Raw genomic sequence first — 26,779 nt, 5'->3', positions numbered from 1 at the left:
CCTCCTTATTTCACTTGAAGAATGTGTCCACCATCAAAAAAGTAAAGATAACTTTCTTTTGCTGGCTTTTTTAGTATTCTTTCAATGGCTTTTGCGTACAAATTGAGCTGCAATTCGTAACGGTTGAACAGGATCTCTCTTGCTCCTGTAAAGCCGTTTGTAAAGCGGTTCGTGATTTTGTCTGTTTTATAATCAATCAGTACATAACCGTCTTCTTCTTCTATGAGACAGTCGATGACACCTTGTACAAGAACATGTTCTTCTTCGCCTGTCCACCCTCTTTGAATCTCTGATAATGGGAGTGCCATACTAAACGGAATTTCCCGTTTCAAATCATGCTCTTTGATTCTCTTTCCGAGTGGCCCTTCTATAAACTGCTGAATCTGAGAAAGCTGAATATATTGAGCTTGTTCTCTTGTAAGCAGCTCTTTCGTTTCCATTTCTGCAAGCTGATTTTGAAGGGATTCTAATGTAGCTGGTTTTCTAAAGTCAATATGCTGCATGACCATATGCATTGCTGTACCGACTTCAGCAGCGTTCAACTGTTCTTCTTGCATAAATTTTGGCCGCTCATGTATAACTTGTTGGGCGGCTTTTACTAATTCTGTAGAACTGTATTCATCTGCTTGATATTGTTTTTTTATTTCTGTAACCGACTGTTTCGAACGGGTGTATGTTGAATTTTTATTCGTATATCGCCATTGGAGTCGACGTTCGACTTCATCAAAGTCATCTGAAGCAAGATTCACTTTTTCATAGTTCTCTAACTGCTTCAGCAACTCTTCTTGTTTTTCTTTCTCTTCCACTTCTAACTCTTCATATTGACTCGCTGGAAGAACCGCAATCTTCCAATCTGTTTCATCTATATAAACTTCACCTCTGCCTCTTTCACCTGTTCCTAGCAGCGATAAAAGGGGTTCAGCGTTCTTATGGCGGATGACTGCTCTTCCGATCCAATCAAGATAACTCTTTACACCAGCTCTTTCAAAGTCTGGTAGAATCCAGTTTTCTTCATAAAGAGAATCACTCCATGAATCCACAGATTTTTCAATGTCATTTACTGTGCCGACTAAGTACAGTTTTTCTTTTGCACGTGTAAGAGCCACATATAGTACTCGCATCTCTTCTGCGATCAATTCCATTTTCTTTCTTCCGGCGATCGCAAGCTTCGGCAATGTCGGATAGGCAATTCGGTACTCTGGATTTATATATTGAGTTCCTAGTCCGAGTTCTTTATGAAGAAGAACTTTTTCGTTCAGATCTCTTGTATTGAACTGTTTGTTAATACCCCCAACGAATACAATAGGAAACTCTAAGCCTTTACTTTTATGAATCGTCATGACACGAACAACATCTTCTTGTTCACCTAAAGCTCTTGCCGCACCTAGATCTTTTCCTCGCTCCTGCATTCTTTCAATAAAACGAAGAAAGCGGAAAAGCCCTCTAAAAGATGTACTTTCATACATTTTCGCACGATCATATAAAGCTCTTAAGTTGGCTTGTCGTTGTTTTCCGCCGGTTAATCCGCCTACATAATCAAAATAGCCGGTTTCTCGGTAGATGTCCCAGATCAGATCAGAAAGAGATCCTTGTCGCGCTTGATGACGCCACTTTTCCAGCTGATCTAAGAAAGTAGAGACCTTCTCTTGAATCCGAGCGTTTTCTCCTTCAGCACGATACAGTTCTACGGCTCCCAAATAATTATCTTGTTTTTGTTTCAATCTGATCACTGCAAGTTCTTCACCCGTCATTCCGACAAGTGGCGAACGAAGAACAGCTGCAAGCGGGATGTCTTGCAGAGGGTTATCGATCACCTTCATGAGTGACATCATGACATGAATCTCCGTCGCATCAAAATAGCCAGTTGAAAGTTCAGCATAAGCAGGTATCCCTTGCTGCTTAAATTCTTCTAGTATGACTGGTGCCCATACGGAGGTTGCCCGAAACAACATAACGATGTCTTTGTATTTTGCCGGGCGCAATTTTTTCGTATGTTTATCAAGTACGAGATGTGGACAGTTCCCCGTCGTTCCTACGATCTGTTTTATTTTTTCTGCTATAACTCTTGCTTCTAACTGAACGGTTTCAAGCTCCGATTTTTCTACTTCTCCATTTTCAAGACCTTCTTCATCTGTTACAGGCTGACTTTTATTAATAAGAAGAAGTTCTGGTTCCTTTCCCTCTTGCTCAGGATAATAAGTAGCACCAAGCTTTAATTCAGCATCATCGTTGTACTCAATTTCCCCTACTGTTTCGTTCATAATCTGTCTGAACAAATAATTTGTAGCTTGCAGAATTCCATTTCGGCTTCTAAAGTTTTTTGCAAGGTCAATGCGTAAGCCGCTGCCGCCTTCTTTCGTGAACTGTTTGTACTTAGTTAGAAAAAGAAGTGGTTCTGCTAGTCTGAATCGGTAGATGGATTGCTTCACATCACCTACCATGAACATGTTTCCTGCTTCTCCATCTTTTGATACTAAGCGAACTATGGATTCTTGGACAAAATTCGTATCTTGATACTCATCGACTAGTACCTCTACAAATCTTTCTCTGTATTCTAATGCAGCATTAGATGGAACTGGTACATCCATCGTTGATCCTTCACCTTTTAATATTCCTAGGCAAAAATGTTCAAGATCACCAAAATCAACAAGAGACTTTTCTTGCTTCGCTTCAAGATAGCGTTCTCCAAACTTTTTCACTAAGGAAGACAGTTCTTTAACAACAGGAGCCATCTCTTCAATATGAACGATATACGAATCAGGATGCCTTTCAAAATATTCTTCTTTTAATGCACCCGTCCGTTTTTTAATGTTGTCTCTCATAGCTTTTACTTTATTCTTCAGTTCTTCATCTACATCTTTCCCACGAATGGCTTTTAATTTCGGAGGCTCATATGATTGAAATTCCTCATAAAGCTCACTCCAGCTATTCTTTGCACGAAGTAATCGTTCGATAAAGATGAGATCTTCTTGAAGTGTTTCGGCGTAAGCAAGAGGTCCTCCTGAAAGCTCGCTCAGCTCTATCGCTCTTAATGCCAAAGATCGAAGCCCTTCTATCTGTAGCGATATATCGATCAAAAGCTCTTTCGTCCAAGGAAGATCGTCAATGGTTGCCGCTTGCACTTGGTAAGTTTCTGCCATCTGGTCTAGCCAGCCGTTCGGATCAGGGTGACTTCGAGCAAAATCATAGAGCGATAAGATTAGTTTTTGAAGTTCCATATCATTTCGGTCAGAACTATAAGCATCGACCACTTGGTAAAAAATATGGTCTTCTCCTTTGCTATACTCTTCTTCAAACAAATCCTCTATCACTTCTTGACGAATAAGTTCTGCTTCTGTTTCTTCTGCCACACGAAAACCTGGATCGAGGTCTGTTTCATAATAGTGTTTACGAAGCACCTCAATACAAAAAGAATGAAGAGTAGAGATCGATGCTTTGTTTAATAAGTTAAGCTGCCTTCTTAAGTGGAGAGATGAAGGATTTAAAGACAGTTCTTTATCGATCGCTTCTCCTATTCTTTTTCTCATTTCAGCAGCGGCAGCATTTGTGAATGTAACGATAAGCAAACGGTCTACATCCGCAACCTTTTCACGTATCATCGTGATGATTCTTTCTACAAGGACAGCTGTTTTACCCGATCCAGCTGCTGCAGCAACGAGAACATTTTCTCCTCTGGCATGAATAGCTTGCCACTGTTCGTCCGTCCATGTTGCACCTTCTGGTTTTGGGATCAAAGTCTTCAATTCACATTTCCTCCTTCCTCATGCATTTTTTCTAGAATAACATCATCTTTTTCTGAACGAAGTTGACGGTATTGGTTCTCTTCAAGTGTTTGATCAAACTGACAAACAGGTTTATACGAACAGAACGTACAAGGTGTTTTTTTCTTCATCTCATATGGAGAGATATCAATCACTCCGTTTGTAATCCCTTCTCCACTATTCACAGCCATCTTACGTGCATGTTTTCGCATCGTGTCAAAATGCTCTCTTGAGGCTACTGATGAATGTGATTTATGAAATCCTTTTTGAGTTAGAGCGACAGGAATGATAGAAGAACGCTTTTCCATTGTACTGTCCATAAGTTGAACGGCTTCTTCCTCAGCAAGGACTAAACCTTTCATCTTAAACTTCTTTAACACTTCTTTTTCGATTTCTTCCACACTAAGCAGTTTTTTTTGATTTAAAAGCGGGTTGTGAACATGGAAATACAGAACGCCTGCTGGAACGGACTCTTCACCTAGCCAGCTTTCTGAATGTGTGACCGCAACATCTAGATAAGTCAGCATCTGCAGAGCAATGCCATGATATAACTCTGCTAAGTTAAGTCCTGTTGAGCTGGATTTATAGTCAATCACACGCATTAGAAGTCCTTTAGAACTTTTGGCTGTATCAACACGATCGATACGTCCGATCACTTCCATCGTCGTGCCATTCGGCAATTTATAGGTTAATGGCGGCAATGTTGCACCAGAAGCGAATGCTAGTTCAAGACCTGCAGGTGTGAAACCACTCGCCTTTGCGTGCTGACTTAATATGTGCGAAGCTTTTCCGACTACTTCTTTTAACTTCTTCTTAATATAGAGATGTCTGTTGGAACTTAACAGAATCTCATGCTGAAGCTGTGGTGCCAAAAGTTCAACAATATCTCCTGCTAAGCGATAACAATCTCCCTTTGAAAGATCACCCCATGCTAAGCTTCTTTGCTGAAGTGAGTCATTCATCTGTTTTAAAGCTGCATGAAAAAGCTGTCCGATATCAGGAGCTTCAAGCTTGTACATTTGCCGTTCCTTTAGCTTAAGTCCGTACGACATGAACTGAGAGAATGGACACGACTGAAAAAGCTCCATCCTTGAGATGCTCGTTAAGATTTTATCGCCGTAAAGGTCTTTTGATACAGATGAACTGAGAGGTGCTTCTCGATTAAAATAGAACAGAGAAGACAGAGCACGCTTTGCATAGAAATCATACTCGTTGTCTTCGATCACCCAATTGTATACATCCCACCAAACGGAAGAGATCGGATAGCCTTTTTTCCATTCTCTAAGCTGTGCACTTAAAAAAGAGACACTTTTTATCGGATGCTGCACAAAATCCATATCATTTTGTAAAGCAGGTTCGTTTTGATAAAGTTCTTCCTTTAAATCTGGGAAAAGGTCGTGCAACCGCTGTATGACCATTGAAGGCTGCATCGTTTTCCCTTCCTCGTCTGCTAGGGCATACGAAACAAACAGATGGTCACTTCCATTCGTTAACGCCAGATAGATCATAAACTGCTCATCTAGCAGCTTTCTGCGAGCAGTCGGTGCAAGCACAACACCGTTTCTATCAAGAGCTTCTCTCTCGTCTTCTGAAAGTAATCCATCGTCTTTTGGTTTTAACGGAATGATTCCATCGTTTACGCCGAGAACAAAATTTACTTTTACATCCGTGAAACGAGATCTTTCCATCGTTCCTACTAACACTTGATCTAGAGAAGGAGGAACAAGAGCGAACTTAAGGCTTTCAAGTCCTGTTTCAAGCATTTGCATCCACGTCTCTTTTGAAAGTTCTTCCTCGCCAGTCAACTCTACCATCTCATCGAGAAGACCTAACACCGCATTCCAAACTTGACCATGTTCAGATGCTGCTCGTAGTTTCCCTGCTGATTCCGCATGAATTCTCATGCGTTCCAGTTTCATCGGCACATTGAGATCTTCAAGATACTGATAAAGACTTTTACAATATTGGATGATACTTTTACTGTTTGATAGATTTTTAGATAGACGACTCAATGGAGATACAATCATATCCCGCATGTCATTGATCAGTTGTTCCTTTTCATCGTCACGTGTTGTCTTTCCAAAATCTTCTGATTCGAACCCTCTAAATCTTTTATATTTCCAAGGTTTTGGATCTGTCCACCTTTTGCCTTGGATACCAAGTGCTAACACATAGTTTTCAAGTTCATCCATACAACGTCTCATCTCAGATGTCGTTTTTCTTATCTCGTCAAGCGGATAGAGCATGTCTGTTTTAACGGCTCGAAACACGGACTCATAGCGCCAATTCTTTAAGACAATGTCTAATGAGGAACGGATCAGCTCAATCAGTGGATGGTGGAGCATAGATTTTTTTTGATCGAGAAAAACAGGTATTTCATAATCTGTGAATACCGTTTCGATCAGTGTTTGATAACTACCCGAATTTCGGACTGTTACAGCGATATCGCGATATCGATAACCTTGGTCACGAACGAGTTCAATGATTTTTCTTGCTGCTCCCTCAACTTCTGATCGAACATTTACTGCCGCCGCTACTCCAACACCTTCATGTTTGGCTGACGAGATGGCCGGTCTTCGATCATACTGATCCTCGATGTGAGCGATGGCACTTGAATTAAATTTTGGCTTCTCATGAAGATAGATCGGTTCCTCCACGAAAACACCCAGTTCTTTTGCTTGTGTTGTTAGTGACTGTGTAGTCTTTTTAGTCATATAAAACAAATCTAGCTCATGAGGCTCAGATTCCGAAGTTAAGAATTCATCGGTCGTAAGTGCAATGGTCACTTTCTTGGCATGAGCCAGTAATCCCGCCGTAACTTCTAATTCTTGGGGGGTAAAAGAATGAAATCCATCTATGTAAATTTCACTTTCCTTAATGCTCTCAGAAAAAGGAATCTTAGCTTGGAGGAGACGCAGGTAATCTTCTGAATCTACATACTTCCCAATTAGTGCTTCATCCAAGGAACTCGAAATGACACTTAGATCTGACAATTTATCTTGAAGTACTTTTTTATTATTTTCTTTTTGTCCAATAGAAAGAAGTGTATCAGCATTCCACGAAAGATCTTCTGCTGAAACACAATATCGCTTAAGTTCTGTAGTCATTAACTCAAGCAGTTCGTAAAAACCACTTTGTTCAGAGGCTTTTCGAAAGATTTTAAGATCTTCTTTTTTGTGCTCGACGATTTTCCGAAGCATCATTCTTATTCCGGTAGATGTGATGTGCATTCTTGTTAAACCACCGGTCTCGCCAAGAATACGCCAAGCAAGCCTTGAGAAACTAAAGACTTGCGCACGCATCATTCCCGATAATCCTGGCGTTGTGGCTAGCTTATACTCTGATTGAAAGGTCATCTGATCTGGTACAAGATAGATGATCGGATTGCCTGAAGGACGGTCTGTAAGTTCTCTTTGAATCTCCTTAAATACAGAGTGGGACTTTCCGCTGCCGGATCGTCCCAAAATAAATTGCAAACTCATTTTTGTTCATCCCCTGTTCCGCACTTGAATTCTAACTCTATTATCTCATAATCTATTAGGACATCAAAGGCTCGTACCCCGAAAAACAACCACTTCCTCCTGGTATTTATAGGATAGTAATAAATCGAATCATGCCCGTGAATGGTAAATTACATGATTACATGTTAGACAAGAAAGACTGAGGAAAGAAAAAAGGAAAACCGCTACATCGTTAGCTGATTTTCCTTTATTCTGACCATATCTAATTTACATGTATTTCTTCCTGCTGCCTTCGCTTCATATAAAAGCACATCTGCTCTTTGGATGATCTGTGAAGGTTTTTCGCCTTCTATATAGCTTGCAATTCCATAGCTGAGTGTAACAGGTAAAGCTCCATCATCTGACATATAAGGAAATGTTTCTAAATGCTTATTAATCGTCTCAATCGTATTTTCCACTTCTGTTCTAGATGTTGTATGGAGAATCCAGGCAAACTCTTCTCCACCATAACGATACGCTTCTCCCTCCTTTAAAGATATGAAGCGTTTAAACGTTGAACCAACAAGCTTCAGCACTTCATCACCAATCAAATGACCGTGCTGATCATTAAACCATTTAAAACGATCAATATCACATAAAACAAGTGTAAAGGGCTTATTGTGTTTTGTTCTTTCCAAAACGTCTTCTTGAAATTTCCGATGATTCAAGAGACCCGTTAAATAGTCTTGTTCAGATTGAAGCTGATACATATTCTTCTCAAGATAATGTTGTCTTTCTTTTGAAGCAATCACACCTCCGTAAAAAGCGATCAACCATAAAAAGATGCTTTTCATTAAAAATTCAAAGTTAGAAAGCGTGTTCATATACCCGCTATCTCTTATGAAAAAGTAAGAGAGGATGACAAAACTCGCTGTTCCTACTATTAGGGCTCCCCTTAACCTCCAATATAGAGCGGCATGAATAACGATTAAATAGCCAACAGAAACAAACGGGCTGTCAGCTCCGCCAGTTAGCTGCATCAGCCAAGCATAAGCAAGGCAATCAAAAACTATTCCACCTCTAGTAAAAACACGGTAGTACAAAGACGTCTCAGGCAATTGATGCAATACAATTTGTGTGGATGTCATATATAGGATCCCAATTATGAAGAGAATCGGAAAGGTATCCGTTTCATATTTCAGCACACTTGAAATAGGTTGATAATAAAAAACAGGTACACAAAGTATTAAGAAGAACCACCGTAGTAAAGAAGATATTGTTTCAGAACGGTGTTCAGTAATCGTAAATGAATCTTTCATGCAGTCATCTTCCTTTGCATTTTACGATCTGCTAAATCAAATAGCAGAAAGGCCCTTTATTCATTTTGTTCAAATGAATGATTTATTCTCACTTCTTGCTCTTTTATTGGTATACATCCGCTCATCCGCAAGCTGAAGATAATAATCGATGTTCTCGCATGCATCTGCAAGCAGTTCTATGGCACCATATGCTAATGAAATCGATTCATTCCAAACGATAAGCTGGCTCTCTAACTTTTCTATTAAGATATATGCTTCATCCTCAGTGATTCCTGGCAATAGAAAAACAAATTCATCTCCGCCAAACCTAAATCCAGAGAACAATTTTAATCGTTTAGAAAGTTCTGCGATCTGCTGAAGAATTTCATCACCTGCGTGATGTCCTAGCTCATCATTGATACATTTAAAATTATTGATATCAAACATGACAAGTGTAAGAGGAAGTTTAAGTCTGTGTGCTTTTGTAAGCTCTTTTTCTAAACAATCATAAAAATATCGGCGATTGTACAGATTTGTTAACGGATCGCGAATGCTAATCTCCTTAAGGTCTTTGAATTGTTGAGAGGAGAAACCACTTAGAAAGCCTGTTACAGCTCGATGAGAAATCCGATTCCAACGATCCAACATAAATAGCTGTATGACTAATGGCTCGTTTATCGTTGCTTTTTTCACTTCAAGTAAAACAGATTCACTAATACTCGTCGTAAAACATGCTAATGCTTGATGAGGAATTCGTTGATGTCTTAAAAAATGAATACCTGATGAAAATGCTTTTTGCTCTCCTTGTTTTAAAAAGGACTCGAATCGATCTTCTTCTAAAAATACAGCATGCACGATTCCGCGTAAAAACTTCTCTAATACCTTTTCATATTGCTCAACAAAACCGTTTAGAAACGTATGAAAGTCTTCATTTTTTCGTAGATGCTCTTTGTGTGTATGTATCATAGCGGGAATAGACTTCATAAATTCTGGCAACAAGTTTTTTTTGAGTGCGCGTAAGTCTAGTTGGAAATTTTCCATTCTACAACCCCTCAAATTCCTCAAAAATTACATACAAAAAGCCATCACCTAATAAAGGGAATGGCTTCCATTTATGTTCAGATACGTTTAACCTCTATGAGTGCTTAATCTCTAAAGTGTAAAAAACTTCACTCTTCGGAAAAAAACTTCATAGAAACACCTGTGTCTAAACTAAGTCCGTTTCCCTTTGGCAACCGGCTGCCATTGCATGTTAACCATACTTTAGGCCCATAGCTTTGCGTCCCAGCTTTTCAACTGGTTTGCCCTTAATAACAAAGGTTTCTATTGATTTATAGTTATTATATCCTACTAAGGCAATTTATGCCAATGATTTTAATGATTCATTAGACCTATTATTTTAGACCTTTCTATTTGGATATTTTTAACTTCCTGTAGTACCTATACCCCATCCTTACACCATTCAAAACAAAATAAGGAATCTTTATAGGAAAGTGATACAGAGATTTCTTATAAATGGTGAAATAAGCCTTGCGCAGATCTTTCCATTTCCTGCACGTTTCGTATCCACTAAAATCAGAAACGTCTACAATAATTCCTCTGTTATTAGATATCATCACATTTTTCCCATGCACATCATTAGGAAACAACCCTTTATCTCTCGCATGTCTCACTGCTTCATCTATGTCGTAAATGACATTCTCATGGATCTTTATCCCTTTATGCACACAGTCATATAGAGTCATTCCTTCAATGCGTTTTAAAATTAAAAAACGCTGTTCCGAATGATAGCAAACAGAAAATCCAGGGTGTTTGCCTAATCGATCATATACTTTCTTTTCTTCTAATAATCCGTGCTCATCCCTGCCATAGATCTTTACAACATAATCAGGATGAGCAGGATGAGAAAAAACCGCTGCATAGTTCCCACAACCTAACATCTTCCAAGGGAATGGAGTATTTACTGGGCAAACCGGATCAAATGGGCTACGGCTTTCTATCATAATCTGATTGTTTAATTGTCTGGCTAGCTGGATAAAGTGTTCCATAGCGTTCCTCAATTCAAATTCTAATCCTATTATCATCATCTTATGTCTTTGCAATACGTTCATTGTATACAGATGTTATAGAAAATGAAACTTGCACGCTTTATCCTTTATTCAATTGTCACTTGTAGATAAGAAAGCATTAGTGTTTCTGCTTTATTTTTTAGATGAATGTTCGGAAATCTCATAATTTCACGATAACCCCTAATAAAGATCTCATATTCTGTAATATCATCCTCGCGTTGTGCATCCATTACTTTAATTCTTCGTTTTCTCAGTTCAATTCTTACATCATATAGATCTTTGCTGATTTGATTCATTATTTGCTCCACTAGTGCAACGTATGGCTGTCTCAGTTTAAAAGGAGAGCCGTTAATAATCTGTAGATCGCGATTAAACACGGTAAGTAAAATCGGATACATTACAAATTTTTCAATAAGCGAACGCTCTTCTTCGCTTCCATATTGCACGACGATCCCTCCAATCTTAAGAAGACAAAAAACGTGAATGTACAGATAATATGTTTCTTATGTGAAAACTTCGAATCTGTTTTTTTGCTGAACAATAACCTTTGATGATATGATCATCAAAAGAGTACGGAATGACAAAACGGTGCGAGATATCACCCTTTTGTGAGAGGTAGATCATTTCGATTCCAACTCGTTCTCTTATGCATCTCATTAATAAGTTAGTCATGAAGCAACCTCCTTTTTTTATATTATATGCGAACAAACGTTCTTTTTATACTAGAAAAAAATACCTGCCTTTTTAAGTAGGCAAGTATTTGTGGTTTATTTATTTTTTTGAGGTCGAATCCCCATTGCTTCAAGCTCCTGATACAAGTTTCCAGCAATTGAAAATCCTTCGAAACTAATTCCTAGCGAAACGACAGTCTGAGCAAGTTCAGGACGCATCCCGCTTAAGGTTACATTTACACCTAAAAGCTTAAGAGAATTTATTACCTTAAATAAATTATGAGCGACCATCGTATCAATCACGGCTACACCAGATAGATCGATAAATAGATGTTCAATCTGTAATTCCATGCATTTTTGAAGAGAAGTTTCCATAATTAACTTAGAGCGATGCGTATCGATCGTTCCTACAAGCGGGAGAACCGCAACCGCTCTTGTCAGCCTGACAACGGGAACAGACAACTCTTCAATTGCCTCTCTAGCCAATCCAAGTACACGATTATTATTCTCAACATATGCGACACTAAAAGCATGGACCGTTTCATCTAGAAATGGGTCGATGATAGAGGCGGCTTTCAAAATGGTTTCAACGCTGAATTTTTCATTACTAATTTCGTTACGTATGAAATCCCAAAGCACCATTCTATAGTATCTGGTACTGCTTAATGCTTTGTCCAGTGGAACTTCATGCTGAACAGCAAGCTCGCCATTTTTTCTTCCCCATTTAATAAAATGCTCTTGTGATGTTTTCTTATCTTCATAAAGAGCTTTTCCAAAGTATGAAAATAGTTCTCCACGGAGGTTTAACACAAATTCCGTTTGCTCTGTAGGATGCTCACCAAGTGATACGCGCACCTCATCAATTTTCTTTGATAGATCATATTTATGCTCAATGATTTTTTTTCCTAATACCCTCAATTGTTGCTCCATGTTCTACTGCTTCCCCCTATGTACACAAAAAATGGCATACCTCCAACTTATTTACCATTAATTTGTGTACTTAAAACCTATTCTCACAAAAAAATAGCCTGCCGATCGGAAAGCGAGCGACCTGAAATCAAAAATCAACACATCGCAAAGCCGTTTTACCATATATTGTTTTTAAGAGTGATCGATATGAACATCAAATCCTGCAGATTTAGCTTTTCGAGAAAGAATCTCGGCATTTTCTCTAGATGAGAATGCTCCAATCTGCACTTTATAAAGTTTTCCTTCTGCAGTAACAAGCTCTTTAAACTCATTCTGATGAACAACAAATTTTTTTAACTCATACTTTACATCTTCAATAAAGAATGGAAATGTCTTACCGTATCGGTGAAAACAATTTAAAGGATCTGTCCTTCTTTTTGGGTCCAGTTGAAAGTGACCTTTTATGTTCCGAGCAGGATCCCATTGATACATGTCACATAAATAGGCAAAAAACCATACATAACGGCTGTAAGCTTTGTTAAAATCTATGGATGGACCATAGCATAACTCAACCCCTATTCCCCATTCATTCGCATCTGATACGTTAGAGCGAACGTGCCAAGCTCTTTCATGCAATGGAATGATTACCAATATTTGTTTATCATCTATGAATACGTGCGCAGAAGCCTCTAGGTGTCTGCTATTGAAATATTCATAGTTCTGTTTGGCCGTTGAGTCGGGATTCCCAGTGTCGTGTGCAACCGCAAAGCGCGGTATACGATTACCTCCTGGACGCTGCTTCCATTCTTTCTTTAAAAATTGATTTGTAATCTGAAATTTTTCTTTCATACATACACCTCCTATTTATTTACAATAGAAGTGTATAATTTTACAAAAAAAGAGCCATTACGGCCCTTCTTTACATTCCACCTGGTTGTGATTGTGTTGTGATCGCCCAAACCCAATAAGCTGCTCCAATCAAAAAGCCAAAACCTAGAAGCACAAAAAATAACGTTGAATTTTTCATAATCCGTTTCTCCCTAAACCTTTTACTTTCTTTCTTATTAAATATAAATTATCATATACTAGTAGAAGAAGAAACAAAAAGCAAGGGTGTTAAAATGGAAAATAGAGAACAAACCCCATTAAGAAATGAGTTAGAGCGAGAATTGGAAATGAGCTTACGCAGACTTTTTCGCACGTTAAGAAAAGGCTTAAACGAAGTGTACTCAGATTATATTCCAAGCAATGAGTTTGCTGTTCTTCAGACTTTATTTATTCAAAGTCCTTTAATGGCTTCAGAAATCGCTAATGAATTAAAAGTTTCATCAAGCCATATTACCGCAGTGACGGATCGGCTTGTTGGCAAGAACTACATTCAGCGTGTACGATCAGATTCAGACCGTCGGATCGTCTATTTAGAAATTACTGAAGATGGTAGAGAAATCGCACGAAAAATGGATAACATTAAGAATAACTACCTGGAAAAAAAGTTTGCTGCATTAACAGATGAAGACATAAAGCGAATGATAGATTCTTCAATAAAACTGCTTGATTAGTGGAGCAGTTTTACTTTTCGAAATTATTTCATATTGTGAAATATTTACAACATGAATAGGAGGATGATGCATGGAACATCTAGAAATGCGGCGAAAAGTAATTATAATGCTTTCCATCATGTCTGCTATGCTTTTTGCAGCGTTAAACCAAACCATTGTTGGTACTTCTTTACCAAAAATCATTGCTGATCTTGGAGGAATAGAATACTACAGCTGGGTTTTCACGATTTTCATGCTCACTTCAAGTATCACAGCAATATTAGTTGGAAAACTATCAGACATTTACGGTAGAAAGCCATTTATCCTCTTAGGAATCGGTGTGTTTACTGCAGGATCCCTTTTATGCGGCATTTCCGAAAGTATCTTTGAACTTATCTTATATAGAGGGGTTCAAGGTTTTGGTGGAGGTATGATCATGTCGACGGCTTTCACAGCAGTCGGTGATCTATTCCCCCCTCGCGAACGTGGCAGATGGCAAGGAATTATGAGCAGTGTTTTTGGTTTAGCAAGCGTGTTTGGTCCAACTTTAGGAGGATACATCGTCGATCACTTTCATTGGCATTGGGTATTCTGGATCTTTCTCCCCTTTGGTCTTGTCGCTTTTGCCGCTATATATTTTTTATTTCCTTCTGTTCAAAGAAAAGAGAAGGAATCCATCGATTACACAGGTTCATTGTTACTAACGTTAACAATGGTTCCTCTTCTCCTTTCATTCACTTGGGCAGGAAATCAATATGATTGGGCATCTCCAGAGATCATCGGACTGTTTACTGTAACAATCGTAGCTTTCTTTTTATTTGTGCTAACAGAAAAGCGTGTATCAAGTCCTGTGCTACCGCTTGATATGTTCAAAAATAAAGTGTTCACCGTGTCTAACATCATCGGGTTCTTTTTAGGAGCAGGCATGTTTGGATCGATCATGTATATGCCTTTTTTCATACAAGGAGTAATGGGAACATCTGCTACAAAATCCGGCTTTGTCATGATGCCATTAACACTTGCTATGGTTGCAGGAAGCACGATAAGCGGACAGATCATTACAAAAACAGGAAAATACAAGAAATTAGCTATGCTGGGATTATTCATTATGGTCAGTGGAATGACGAGCATGCATTTTATGGATACGCAAACGACTAATACGACAGCAATCTTTAATATGATTCTCGTTGGGTCAGGACTTGGAATCGCGTTTCCGATTTTCACCTTAACCGTACAGAACGCGATTGAACATAAGTACTTAGGTGTTGCGACCTCTTCTGTTCAACTGTTCAGACAGCTTGGAGGTACGATTGGTGTTTCCATTATGGGGAGTGTAATGAATAACTCTCTAGCAGACCACTTTAATAAAGAGTCTCAAAAGCTAGTCGCGTCTTCACCTAGTGTTACACCTGAGATGGGCGAGCAGATTAAAGAGCTCGCGAACCCTCAAGTCTTGCTGAACCAAGAAGCTGTTATAGAAAAATTCAGTGCTTTACCACCTGAATCTTTAAACGTTATTAAACAAGTACTTGGTATACTGCGTGAGTCTTTGAGTTATGCATTAAACGGCGTTTTCTTAACTGGTGCAATCGTTATTGGCACAGCATTCATACTCACCTTCTTCTTCTTAAAAGAAATTCCATTAAGAACTTCTAATGAAGAAAAGAATGCGTCAAATGAACAAGCCGAAGAACGGAAGCTTGGTTAACAAAAGAGAAAGACGGCAGAATCGAAAGATGTCGATTCTGCCGTCTTTTCATTATTTCCTTAAGTTATTTTCGTAAACTTTGTTGCTTTTGTAGTGTTTATTTCCGTTCCTGGCTGCTCGCTTTCCACGAGGCAGGCGGTGAGCCACATTATGCTCCTTGCTCCTGCATCTACAAGTTAATGCTAGCGGAGTAAGTTTCCTCATCGCATGCCTTGCGAAATGTATTTCAGGCGATAGGCAAGCACCTTCTACTCCAATTAACTGTCAGAGGTTAAAAGCAACAATCTTTTAGAAAAGAGCGTTTCTTTATCAGTTTTCACTAGTGTTAATGCTTATAACACTTTTTCCTGCTGTTTTTTTGAATCAGCTGTTCGGAGTGCGTAGTTCATACTCCAATGACCAATATCATAAAATCCTAAACGTTTATAAATGGAGCCTGCTTTTGGATTATCATAGAACAGACAGAGCGTTTTCCCTTCAGCTAAAATATCGTAGCATAGCGCTTCCATACAAAGTGAAGCATATCCTTTGTTTCTTTTTTCAGGGTGTGAACACACGCCGACAATCATCGCTGACAATGAATTTTCTGCCGTAGAGGATGCACAAGAAACAATGGTATCCTCTTCTCTTATAAAATAAGTGCGTCCTGTTTTGGTGGATAATGCTTGCTCCAAGCTTTCTTTAGCTGTTTTTCCAATTGAGAATTCTTTGATCAAATATTTTAATTCCATGAGGCTATCAACATCTTTAAGCTCTGCTTGTAAAATGTTTTCTCTTGATATATTTTTCTTTAATGATTTTGCATCTTTTAGTTCGGCAAAATATAGTTCTTTTGTTCGCTCAAACTGTAAATAAGGAGTAAACTGGTCCGCGATTTCCTTTTTACCAGAAAGCATCTCATAACTTTTATCTTTATTGATAATCTCTGAAAAAGCTTTTGCATTAATCTCCCCTTTTGCGTAAGGAAGGTAGTTTCCTTTATAACGAAGAAGAATGCCTGTGATCGCCCCGTTCTCCTCAACATCTGCCCAGATGTCTTGAGAATCTGTTTCATAACCAAAATTCTCAATATCAGCAATAATGAATAAGTTCAGCGCAGGTTCTTCACTCAAATAGTCCATAACTTTTTCATGCCACGTTTGATCCAACTTAACTATCATCTCTATTCTCCTCCTTATTTTGTTTAATTGTATATGCGAATTGGAAAAATGCAACATTTTTTTAAAAAAACGCTCTTTTCTAAAAGATTGTTGCTTTGAACTCCTTGTCACCTTTGAAAATTGATTGGAGTGGAAGGTGCGAGACTCCTACGGGACAGGCGGCCAGTTTGAAAAGTGGAAGTGGCTCGTTCAGCCCCGACAAGCAAAAGTTGAATGGGCTATGAAGGCGCACTTTGCTCATCACAGACCGTTTAACTTTTGACCTCGAGGGGCTAGCCACTGCAACTAGACAGCTGAGACACTTAAGAGTGAAACGTACGAATGTGGCTCACCGCCTGCCCCGTGGAAAGCGAGCAGCCTGGAACGGAAATCAACACTTCCAAAAGCAACAAAGTTTATGAAAACAGCCTAAAAAAATAAAAAACCAGTCAGAAGACTGATTTTTTATTTATACACTATTTTTTAATACGACTTAACTTCACTTTAATATTTTTTAAAGAAGATGAGACAGAAACATTGTTGCTGTACCAAAGTATACCAAGAGTGAAAAAATATCATTCAATGTTGTGATAAGAGGTCCAGATGCTACCGCTGGGTCAATCTTAAACCTGTATAGTAATAACGGAATAAGTGTTCCAGCAAGTGTACCAATTATCAATGTAAAGAATAATGAACTACCTACAACAAGCCCCAATATTAGATTGCCTTTCCATAAGAAAGCAACGATTGATATCAAAATTCCGCAAGTAATTCCTATAATAAACCCAACACCAAATTCTCGGAGTATTAATTTCATAATGGTCGGCCGATCAATGTCATGCGATACAAGTCCACGAACAACTACTGCAAGAGATTGTGTGCCCGTATTCCCTGTCATACCTGCAATCATTGGCATAAAGTACGTAAGTGCAACCGCGCGTTCGATCGTTCCTTCAAACGTGCTTATGATACTACCAGATAAGATTCCAATAAACAGAAGTAAAATAAGCCAAGGCAGTCTTCTATAGGAAGCTACAAGGGCACTTGTCTGAAAATCAATGGATTTACCTGTTGCCGATAACTTCTCGATGTCTTCATTAGCTTCTTCAATTAATACATCTAGCACATCATCGACTGTAACAATCCCGATCAAACGATCATGTTCATCCGTTACAGGGACAGCTATAAAGTCGTAGCGCTCAATTGTACGCGCTACTTCTTCTTGGTCTGTCTCTGCGGGTACGGAGATAACCCTGCTGTACATGATTTCCTCGATCTTCTCATCCATCTCTGCTAATAACAGATCACGATAAGACACTACACCAACAAGCTTTCTATCATCATCAATTACATATAAGTAATAAATATTCTCTGCAAAACCGGCGAAAGTTTTTAGCTTTTCAACCGCATCTCTAACCGTATAAACTTGCGGAATCCATACGAACCGGTTGGTCATAATACCACCAGCTGTATCTGAATCATATTGCATAAGGCTTTGAACCGTTTTGGATTCATCTGCTTTCATGGAAGACAGAAAATCTTGAATCTCATTAACATCCAAGTTACCAAGAAGGTCCGCTAAATCATCATTCTCCATTAAGTTCATGATGTGAGATGAGCGCTCAATGCCAAGTTTGTTCAGAATCTCCATCTGAAGGTCACTTTCTAGCTCTTGAATCAAGGAAGCGATCTGTCTTGTGGTTAAAAACGTAACAAACTTATGTCTGTGCTTTTCCGGCAAATTTTTATAAACATTTGCGATATCATACGGGTGAAGTTCATCGATTAAGAGCTGAAATTCTTTTTTTCGTAACTCTTTTAAGTTTTTTATGACATATAATAATATCTGGTTCTCTGACATCTCTTTAAACAAGGAACGTCACCTCCTTATAAAAGTACTTCACCATTATAAGTGATTTTTCTAACTGTGACTATGGTATCGTATTGAATCTTTTCTTCTGATCTTAATTACTTAGGCAAAAGAAAAAACCACTTAGCATAAAGTGGTTTCGTCATTTTTGTTCTGTATTCAGTTCTATTTTAACCAAAGGTGATCCAAAGAATAATCTCCTGCACCTGTTAAGGCGACTCCTATCACTACAGCGATTAAGACTAGGTTAAACTCATAGCCGTTCGCCGTTACCCAGAACCCGTTCTGCAAGTGAACTTTAACTGCAGCCACAAGCATCGTTCCAGCGATCAGCACAGCACCAATTTCGGTGAACAAACCTGCGGCAAACAAAAGTCCTCCGCCAAATTCAGCCAGACCTGCTAATAGAGCCATCGTATAGCCTGGTTTAATACCGATAGATTCCATCCAGCCTCCAGTTCCTTTTAATCCATAACCGCCGAACCACCCAAACAACTTTTGAGCTCCATGTGCTGCTAATGCTAGACCTACTACTAATCGAATAATCAGTAATCCTAATGATAACATCCCTATCCCTCTTTCTCTTCGTGAATTCAACTTACTTTATGTTAGTATATTACAATGAGTAACTTGTCTATGTCAAGTTACTTTAAAAAAATAACCTTAAGAGCAAAAAAAATTACCGCTCTTCTTTAAAGAATATGCGGCAATGTTTATTTTAAGCTTGTTCTGTTAAAATAATTGGTCCCTCTTTTGTAATGGCAACAGTATGTTCATATTGTGCTGAAAGACTTCCATCATAAGTGACGGCGGTCCAACCATCCTCCAATAAACTAACGTGCGGCCGCCCTCCATTGAGTATAGGTTCAATGGTTATGACCATACCCTCTTTTAAAGTGATTCCTGTGTTACGCTCTCCAACATGGTGAACTTGAGGCTCTTCGTGTATGGAGCGACCTATACCATGCCCAATAAACTCTCGAACAATCGAATAGCCCTTATTCTCCGCATAAGATTGAATCGCATGACCGATATCACCTATACGATTACCAACCCGAGCTTGTTCTATCCCCTTATATAGAGCTTGTTTAGTTGTTTCCAACAAAGCACGAGACTTTTTAGAAACCTTTCCTACTTCATATGACCAAGCGGAATCAGCCAGCCACCCATTTAAATTTACAACAAAATCAATCGTTACGATATCTCCGTCTCTTAACGCATTTTTATTTGGCAGCCCGTGACATACTTCATCATTTACAGAAGCACATGTCGCAAAAGGATACCCCATATATCCTTTTTGAGCAGCTTTTGCTCCGTGAGCTGTTAAAAAACTTTCAACAAACTGATCAATTTTAAATGTTGTTGTTCCAGGTATAACAAGCTTGCTTAATTCTCTGTGACATGAAGCAAGCAGCCTTCCCGCTTCATGCATCTTTTCAATCTGCTTTTGTGACTTGATCTTAATCAATACAAAGTCTCCCTTCCTCTTTTTTAACTATATTCAAGGAAAAAGATCTTCGTGAAAGTAAAAAAGCACCTGGCGTTTTATCACGCCCGATGCTCTGATTCTTTAAGTCTTGATTCAACTATTTTTCCACCTAGCCACAATACAAATATGCCAAAAGCAATCATCCCAAGTTTCAAGGGGCTCTTCAACACATCAATAAAGTCGTATCCGATAAATGAAACGATCGCGATCATCACCAATTTACCGAGAGTTAATGCTAGCAGAAAGGTTTTAATATTAATTCGCGATAATCCGCCTACTACGTTAACTAGAGCGGATGGAGTAAACGGAAAACAATAGATGAGAAAAAGCATACCGAAACCATGCCTCTCTACCCATCCAAGCATTCGTGTTGTGTTTGTATGTCTGTTTAAAAAATTCAAAAAACGCTTTTGGCCATATCGCCGCACTAATAAGAACACAATGATAGAACCAACGCAAACCCCAATCCACGAATAAAGAAATCCTAACCAAAATCCGTATGCCGCTGCATTTCCCGCTACAAAAATAAAAAGCGGAAGGATCGGCAGAAATGATTCAAGCATAGGTAGCAATATCCCTGGCAAGAAACCTAAATCTTTGTATTGGTCAAGCAGTTCTAATATGTTTTTTTCCGTAAAATAGCGTTCCCAGTTTCGCCAGTCCATCCATCGTTCACCCTTTTCTTCCTCATACCCTCATCGTTGCCACAGTTAACTTGTTTAAAACCGACTTTAGGAAAAACAAGGAGTTAATCATCTAATTTTATCATAAACTAAAAAAAGTTCACTATTTGCTGATCGTTTTTGAATGTGTTTTATACCTTTTTTGTCCTAGAATAAACCCGCAGCAACATACTGAGACGAAAGACATTAAAGGTAACAGGAAACTGATAAAATGCATTCCCTTTACCTCAGCATCGAACGGAAACAAAAGACTATACATAACTACCGTTCCATGTAGTAATGCCCCTGCTGCAGCCAAAAGTTTGTGTATCCACACAATAGCAAAACGATTTAATGCACATAGGAATGCGACAATACCCCATAAAAGAAGAGGATACCCCAAAACATTCAGACCATCGGCTTTCATTTCCACTAGACTCGTAATCTGTACGATTCCCACCAAGATAGAAAGAAGCCCTGATAAGAGAAATGATCGGTATATGATAGGCATTTGATTTCCCCCTTTTTCATATGACACCATGTTGTAGCACAATCTAAAATAAACAAAAAACCGCCACAACATAATGTTTTGACGGTTTGTACGTTTCTTCTAGTTGTAAAAAAGTCAGCTTTATTTCATAAGAGCGTCATACACTTGGACATCTAGCTCTTTTGCTTTCTTTTCATTATACGTCTTTTCATATACAGGTTCTTGGACGATCTTCGCACCCCAGAACATACTCTCAAACACATGGTCAATATCCACTTCGATCTTCGCAAGCTTTAATGGTACGCCTTCCATTGTTTCCTGCAGGATATTTGCTTTTCCATTAATTGAATACACAGTTTCAAGTCCTACTACCGTAAGTACCACTTGTGGATTATCTTTAATGTTTGTTACGATGCGTGAATTGTTCGTCACCGTAAATCGAATCTTCTCTTTTGATAAACTCTTTACCCATGAGATCGCGTTAACAGATGGAGCTTTCGTTTCTGCGTCAACTGTCCCTAGGAGGACAAGTTGTTCGCCTTGCAGGTGTTCAAACAATTCTGGACTTAACGTTGTTGGAATTTCTTGTTTTGCCACTTGATCGCCACCTTTTAAGAGAATTATGTATGATCCTATTTTACCATATATTTCATAAGTTGAAAGTGAAAAAGGAAGCGTTACGGTCGCTTCCTTTACTCTTCAAACGTTCCTTTGATTACAGCTTCTCCCTCTCGAACCATCACTTGCCCATTCGCAATAACTGAATCAATGCTGAGATCTTCATTAAGCATAACAAGATCAGCATCCAGCCCTTCTTGCAGTCTTCCTTTTTGTTTAAGCTTTAAAACGCGGGCAGGATTAGAAGTGATTGTCTGCAATGCCTCATGAAGTGGAACTCCTTCTGTTTGAACAGCATCCCGCACTTCAACGAACAGCGAGTTCACTCTGCCGATACGCAAGCCCGTAAATTCTCCGAATTCATTAAATGCAGGCAAACTTCCTTGTGCGTCTGATGTGAACGTTATTTGCTCGATTGCCACTCCTGCATCTAACATTCTTTTAAGCCCAATTGAGCATTTAACTTCGCCTTCTTCTAAAAATTGCTTCGTCGTACTTGTTGTGAAATCTACGATACCGCCTTTTTTCGCAAATTCGATACCAGCTTCAAACAAGTAAGAATTTCGGTTAATATGCGTAGGATAAAATTGAGACAGAGGCAGATCGGTGGTATCAACTACTTCTTCAATTAAAGACAACATCCGTTTGCTATCGCCAAGGTGAATGTTCACAACACCTGCTTTTCCTGAAAGCATACCTGCAACTCTTGCTTGTGACGCCAGCCTTGCCAGCTCAGATGCTAACGGCTGGCTGGAACGATGGTCAGAAATAGCAATTTCACCTACACCGATGATCTCATCAACCATCATGATGTCTGTTTCAATATTCCCTGTTAACGTTTTAACAGGAACTTGATAGGAACCGGTGTGTACAAAGCACGAGATTCCTTCTTCTTTTAGCGCTTTTGCTTTTGCGATCAAAGAAGTCATCGTCCTGGCTATCCCGTCCGTACCAATCACTCCAACAATCGTTGTCACACCCGCTTTCGTAACATCTGACAGATAGATCTCAGGGGTTCTCGTTTTATATCCGCCTTCTCCTCCACCGCCAGTAATATGAACATGTCCATCAATAAAACCTGGTGCCACTATTTTACCTGTTGCATCAATGATATGGATATCAAGAGCAGGTGCCGGCCATTCAATATTTTCTGAGATGCTGGCTATCTTTCCGGCAGCTAGTAGGATATCTTTTTTTCCGAGATAATGAGGCGCGTACACCTCACCGCCTTTTATGAGAGTAAACATGTAAATCATTCCTTTATTTTTTAAAAAATATAGATTATTTAAAACCAATGAGTACTGCTGTAACGATTACAATAGAAGCTAAAATAAACAATAATAGTTGAAACTTGATCTGGAATTTGAACCATTTGGACCACTCGATACGTGCCGCACCCAATGTTCCCATCAATGCCCCGGAAGTCGGTACGATCATGTTTGTAAATCCGTCACCAAGCTGAAACGCAAGTACTGCTACTTGTCTCGTAACGCCTGCCATGTCAGCAAGCGGAGACATTAACGGCATAGTAAGAGCGGCTTGACCTGAACCTGAAACGATAAAGAAGTTAAACACGGCTTGGAATACATACATGATCCATGCTGAAACGGCTACTGGTACATCTGAAACTAGGCCACCTGCTGCATTAAGCATTGTGTTTAATACGGAAGGCTCGGCCGGGTTGTCTCCACCTAACATGATAATTACCCCTTTTGCCATACCAACAATGAGGGCTGCAGGAAGAATATCTCTAGCTCCTTGTTTGAAACCATCAGATATACCGTTAACTGTCATGTTATTTAATTTGAAGATTACTCCAATTATACCCGCAACTAAACCGATTGTGAAAAATTGAGTAGCAATCTCAGGAATGTAGTATGCTCTTTCAACAACGCCCCATACAATCCAGATTACCCCTGCTACTATTGTTAAAAGAATAAGAATATGTCCAATTCCAAAGTTCGCTTTAATATCCGTTTGTTTAAAATCTTCTCGGAAGTATGCATCGGACTCATAAGATAATGAACGTTTAGGATCTTTTCTAATTCTAGAAGCATAGATCCATGTATAAACAATACCCACTAATGTAAAGAATGCCCACATACCAATACGGAAAGGTGCACCAGACAATACTGGAACTCCCGCAATTCCTTGTGCAATCGCTACACCAAATGGATTCATCCATGATGTTGCAAATCCGATCTGTGTGGCAACATACGTAATCATAACCGCTGTAATCGCATCATAACCAAGCGCAATTACAACTGGCACAAGAATCATTGCAAACGCAATGGCTTCTTCACCCATTCCAAAAACCACTCCGCCTAAAGAGAATAATAAGAACATAATAGGAATAATAAGGACTTCTTTTCCTTTTGTACGGTCAATCATCTTTAAAATACTATCTTCTATCGCACGCGTCTTCATAATAATTCCGAATGCGCCACCGATAATAAGGATAAACGCAACAACCCCAACAGCAGATCCCCACTTATCCCCAGTAACTAAACCTTCAAAGATATAGTTTAAGAACCCTGCACCGCCGCCTTCTTCAAACAGGCTGACACCTTTAGTAGCTGGCTCACCGTCTTCCCCTTTTACATAGGAAAAGCTGTCAGGAACTAAAACTGTTTTAGTCTGCTCTTCTCCACCTTGCGTATAAGTTGTTTCTTTCGTTTCAAACTGTCCTGCCGGTATGATATACGTTAATAGTGCCATCAAGGCTACGACAAAGAATACGATAACGAACGTATCAGGCATCTCAAACCTTCTTTTCTTTTTATCCACTTTTCTTCCCCCTTTTCTAAGTTCACATTATATAAATGCAAGAATTGTGCCAACATTTAGTCTCCTTTGTTAAAGGTTTTTAAATATTTTGTTTTATTAATTGGCTAGTTATTAGATAATAGTTTTATAACCAATTAACATCCTAAAAAAGACCATTAAAGAAGGTGCGTATGATGGAGACAAAAAAAGAGATTGTTCTTTTAGCAGGTACAAAGGAAACACGCATTGCACTATCCCATCAGCTTCAATCCATTTTAGGCGATTATTTTCATATTAAGAGCTATTCTTCTGAAGAAATGCTTCCTACACGATTAGAAAACGAAGTCGTAATTCTATCATCTTATCTTATAAAACGTGAGGTAGCTCATTGTTTGGATAACTCATGTAGAGTGATTACAGCAAGACGAACCGTCAACTATGAATATCTGAATCAGCTTTTACAGCTGCCAGAGGGTACTGATGTTATGTACGTAAACGATTTTCCTCAAACGGTAGAACAGTCCGTACAAACACTCATTCATCTAGGAATCAATCACTTAAACTACCTTCCCTACTATCCTGGAATATCTTCCTACCAACATGCAGATATCGCTGTCACACCCGGGGAAATGCATCTAGTGCCGAAAGAGGTTAAGAGAATCATTAATATCGGCGTACGCCTGATCGACATTACTACAATAACAGAGATCTTGAGCGAACTTGGTGTCTTAGATGACCGGGCAACAGGTATTTCTGAAAGATTTACAGAAAAAATTATTCAGTTATCCAAGAAACTTACACATGCTAATCAAAAGGCTCTTCAATTTAACGAACACTTGGACAAAGTTTTAAATGGTGTTAATGATGGAATCTTATCATTTGATCATACGGGAATGATCACCGTATTTAACGAGGAATTGAAACACATATTTTTAACCGACTCCAAACAAGCTGTCGGAAAACATATTAAACAAATTATTAAAGATAAAGAGCTGCTGAACTTTTTAACAGATACTGCGAGTGAACAATCTGATCAATTTTTTACGATCAATGATACGAATGTTATGGTTCACCGGTTTGCATTGACAGCTGAAAACACGATGATTGCTACATTTAAGAACACGAGTACTACAATATCAATGGAAAAAGCAGCCCGATATGAACTAAAGCGAAAAGGCTATATCGGAAAGTATTTTTTCCATGATATCATCGGAGACTCAGAGGCAATAGTTCGAGCAAAAAACATTGCAAAGAAACTGGCTGCAACAGATCTTTCCCTCCTTTTACAAGGCGAGAGCGGAACGGGCAAAGAACTCTTTGCAAGTGCCATTCATAACGAATCTGGCAGAAGAAACGGTCCCTTTCTAGCAGTAAACTGTTCTGCCCTTTCTGAGGATTTATTAGAGAGTGAACTCTTCGGATATGAAGAAGGCGCGTTTACAGGTGCTAAAAAAGGAGGTAAACAGGGTCTCTTTGAACAAGCAGAAGGCGGTACTATTTTTCTGGACGAAATTGGCGACATTAGCGTAAAACTTCAAACGCGCCTTTTGCGGGTTCTACAGGAAAAAGAATTACGAAGAGTCGGTGGAACACGAGTACTTCCTATAGATGTCAGAGTTATTTCAGCTACTAACAAGGATCTGGCATCTGACATAAGAAAAGGACTGTTCCGTGAAGATCTATATCACCGGCTGAATGTTCTTTACTTAAAAATCCCAGCACTCCGTGAGCGGAAAGGCGATATTCCACTTTTACTAAATCATTTTTTAGAGATGCGTTCTACTAAAAAAATAAAAGTGGAGAACGAAGTCGTTGGCCATTTAATAAATCGTTCTTGGACGGGTAATATTAGAGAATTAAAGAATGCCATTGACTATATGCTCGCTGTTTGCGATGAGGAAAAGATTAAGGTTAACGATCTCCCTCAGGAAGTGATGAGGATAAAAAGTGATGAGACGACTTTTGCAGCTGAGGCATTTAGTGAGGTTTCTGCCACCTCAGAGAAATTGCCCCCACTTATCGCACCAAACGAGGAAGCTGCTATTATGAGCTGCATCTATCGCAACCACGTTTCTGGTAAAGCATCCAGCAGGAAGGGCTTACTGAAGGATTTGGAATTAGAAGGCGTTAAGCTTACTGAAGCTCAAGTCAGATTACGTTTAGATCTCATGGAGCAGAAAGGATTCATCGTGAAAGCAAAAGGGCGACAAGGAACACGACTGACCGAGAGCGGACTATCTTATATGAAGAATGAGTTGAATCGCTCATAAGTCTTGTGAATCGCTCATCCAACTTGCATATCATGCCGCTGGACGAGCGCGAATGCTCCTACAAACAAAAAAAGCCGGCTC

At 39.1% G+C, this 26,779-nt stretch carries 22 protein-coding genes and 1 riboswitch; of the genes, 4 read left to right on the top strand and 18 right to left on the bottom strand.

Annotation, left to right across the window (positions count from 1 at the left end; all coding sequences use genetic code 11):
- Positions 1-5 precede the first annotated feature (5 nt).
- From addA to HU823_RS22215, 9 genes are all read right to left on the bottom strand, one after another.
- Positions 6-3,743: a helicase-exonuclease AddAB subunit AddA gene (addA, locus tag HU823_RS14170; protein WP_197222478.1), complete on the bottom strand. Its 3,738-nt coding sequence runs from the start codon at positions 3,741-3,743 to the stop codon at positions 6-8.
- On the bottom strand, positions 3,740-7,243 hold the full coding sequence (addB, locus tag HU823_RS14165) for a helicase-exonuclease AddAB subunit AddB (protein ID WP_197222477.1): 3,504 nt from the start codon (positions 7,241-7,243) through the stop codon (positions 3,740-3,742). The genes addA and addB overlap by 4 nt, the downstream gene beginning before the upstream one ends.
- 203 nt (positions 7,244-7,446) lie before the next feature.
- Positions 7,447-8,520, bottom strand: a complete 1,074-nt coding sequence (locus tag HU823_RS14160; RefSeq protein WP_197222476.1) for a GGDEF domain-containing protein — start codon at positions 8,518-8,520, stop codon at positions 7,447-7,449.
- A gap of 69 nt (positions 8,521-8,589) precedes the next feature.
- Complete coding sequence (locus HU823_RS14155) at positions 8,590-9,540, bottom strand: GGDEF domain-containing protein (RefSeq protein ID WP_197222475.1); 951 nt, start codon at positions 9,538-9,540, stop codon at positions 8,590-8,592.
- A gap of 186 nt (positions 9,541-9,726) precedes the next feature.
- A riboswitch (cyclic di-GMP riboswitch) is annotated at positions 9,727-9,815 on the bottom strand.
- A gap of 93 nt (positions 9,816-9,908) precedes the next feature.
- Positions 9,909-10,547, bottom strand: a complete 639-nt coding sequence (locus HU823_RS14150) for a serine/threonine protein kinase (RefSeq protein WP_231607466.1) — start codon at positions 10,545-10,547, stop codon at positions 9,909-9,911.
- A gap of 107 nt (positions 10,548-10,654) precedes the next feature.
- On the bottom strand, positions 10,655-11,014 hold the full coding sequence (locus HU823_RS14145) for a hypothetical protein (protein ID WP_144701265.1): 360 nt from the start codon (positions 11,012-11,014) through the stop codon (positions 10,655-10,657).
- 16 nt (positions 11,015-11,030) lie between these two features.
- On the bottom strand, positions 11,031-11,240 hold the full coding sequence (locus HU823_RS14140; RefSeq protein ID WP_197222474.1) for a hypothetical protein: 210 nt from the start codon (positions 11,238-11,240) through the stop codon (positions 11,031-11,033).
- A 95-nt stretch (positions 11,241-11,335) separates the two neighbouring features.
- A complete protein-coding gene (locus HU823_RS22220; RefSeq protein WP_137789931.1) occupies positions 11,336-12,169 on the bottom strand; it encodes an STAS domain-containing protein in 834 nt (277 codons plus the stop codon).
- A gap of 171 nt (positions 12,170-12,340) precedes the next feature.
- Positions 12,341-12,997 (bottom strand): N-acetylmuramoyl-L-alanine amidase, encoded by a 657-nt coding sequence (locus HU823_RS22215; RefSeq protein ID WP_305069404.1) that lies wholly within the window; start codon positions 12,995-12,997, stop codon positions 12,341-12,343.
- Between the two features lie 272 nt (positions 12,998-13,269).
- Between HU823_RS22215 and HU823_RS14125 the strand changes: the two genes are divergently transcribed.
- Complete coding sequence (locus tag HU823_RS14125; protein ID WP_231607465.1) at positions 13,270-13,707, top strand: MarR family winged helix-turn-helix transcriptional regulator; 438 nt, start codon at positions 13,270-13,272, stop codon at positions 13,705-13,707.
- Between the two features lie 70 nt (positions 13,708-13,777).
- The gene (locus HU823_RS14120) at positions 13,778-15,394 is read left to right on the top strand and encodes an MDR family MFS transporter (protein WP_144701269.1); all 1,617 of its coding nucleotides are present in this window, start codon (positions 13,778-13,780) and stop codon (positions 15,392-15,394) included.
- A gap of 332 nt (positions 15,395-15,726) precedes the next feature.
- Here the strand turns inward: HU823_RS14120 and HU823_RS14115 are convergent, their stop codons facing one another.
- Complete coding sequence (locus HU823_RS14115) at positions 15,727-16,554, bottom strand: GNAT family N-acetyltransferase (RefSeq protein ID WP_197222473.1); 828 nt, start codon at positions 16,552-16,554, stop codon at positions 15,727-15,729.
- 136 nt (positions 16,555-16,690) lie between these two features.
- Here HU823_RS14115 and HU823_RS22150 point away from each other — a divergent pair, with 136 nt between their 5' ends.
- Entirely contained in the window at positions 16,691-16,816 is a 126-nt protein-coding gene (locus HU823_RS22150; RefSeq protein ID WP_255548974.1) for a hypothetical protein, read from the top strand.
- Positions 16,817-17,047: 231 nt separating this feature from the next.
- On the opposite strand, the gene mgtE is transcribed toward HU823_RS22150, so the two are convergent.
- From mgtE to yfcC, 8 genes are all read right to left on the bottom strand, one after another.
- On the bottom strand, positions 17,048-18,406 hold the full coding sequence (gene mgtE / locus HU823_RS14110; RefSeq protein ID WP_171005480.1) for a magnesium transporter: 1,359 nt from the start codon (positions 18,404-18,406) through the stop codon (positions 17,048-17,050).
- 162 nt (positions 18,407-18,568) lie between these two features.
- Complete coding sequence (locus HU823_RS14105) at positions 18,569-18,970, bottom strand: DoxX family protein (RefSeq protein ID WP_144701273.1); 402 nt, start codon at positions 18,968-18,970, stop codon at positions 18,569-18,571.
- A gap of 151 nt (positions 18,971-19,121) precedes the next feature.
- Positions 19,122-19,871 (bottom strand): type I methionyl aminopeptidase, encoded by a 750-nt coding sequence (map, locus tag HU823_RS14100; RefSeq protein ID WP_144701275.1) that lies wholly within the window; start codon positions 19,869-19,871, stop codon positions 19,122-19,124.
- Between the two features lie 80 nt (positions 19,872-19,951).
- The gene (locus HU823_RS14095; protein WP_144701277.1) at positions 19,952-20,557 is read right to left on the bottom strand and encodes a TVP38/TMEM64 family protein; all 606 of its coding nucleotides are present in this window, start codon (positions 20,555-20,557) and stop codon (positions 19,952-19,954) included.
- Between the two features lie 121 nt (positions 20,558-20,678).
- Complete coding sequence (locus HU823_RS14090; RefSeq protein ID WP_197222472.1) at positions 20,679-21,065, bottom strand: hypothetical protein; 387 nt, start codon at positions 21,063-21,065, stop codon at positions 20,679-20,681.
- A gap of 120 nt (positions 21,066-21,185) precedes the next feature.
- Entirely contained in the window at positions 21,186-21,641 is a 456-nt protein-coding gene (locus HU823_RS14085; protein ID WP_260858621.1) for a pyridoxamine 5'-phosphate oxidase family protein, read from the bottom strand.
- A gap of 95 nt (positions 21,642-21,736) precedes the next feature.
- Positions 21,737-22,909 (bottom strand): beta-aspartyl-peptidase, encoded by a 1,173-nt coding sequence (iadA, locus tag HU823_RS14080; RefSeq protein ID WP_197222471.1) that lies wholly within the window; start codon positions 22,907-22,909, stop codon positions 21,737-21,739.
- A gap of 34 nt (positions 22,910-22,943) precedes the next feature.
- Positions 22,944-24,449 carry a putative basic amino acid antiporter YfcC gene (gene yfcC, locus HU823_RS14075; protein WP_197222470.1) on the bottom strand — a complete coding sequence of 502 codons (1,506 nt, stop codon included), beginning with the start codon at positions 24,447-24,449 and terminating at the stop codon, positions 22,944-22,946.
- A gap of 170 nt (positions 24,450-24,619) precedes the next feature.
- Here yfcC and HU823_RS14070 point away from each other — a divergent pair, with 170 nt between their 5' ends.
- Positions 24,620-26,698 (top strand): sigma 54-interacting transcriptional regulator, encoded by a 2,079-nt coding sequence (locus HU823_RS14070; RefSeq protein ID WP_231607464.1) that lies wholly within the window; start codon positions 24,620-24,622, stop codon positions 26,696-26,698.
- Positions 26,699-26,779 lie beyond the last annotated feature (81 nt).

The organism is Fictibacillus sp. 18YEL24, assembly GCF_015903855.1.
GTDB classification, from domain to species: Bacteria; Bacillota; Bacilli; order Bacillales; family Fictibacillaceae; genus Fictibacillus; species Fictibacillus phosphorivorans_C.
This window is presented reverse-complemented; position numbering and strand designations above follow the sequence as displayed.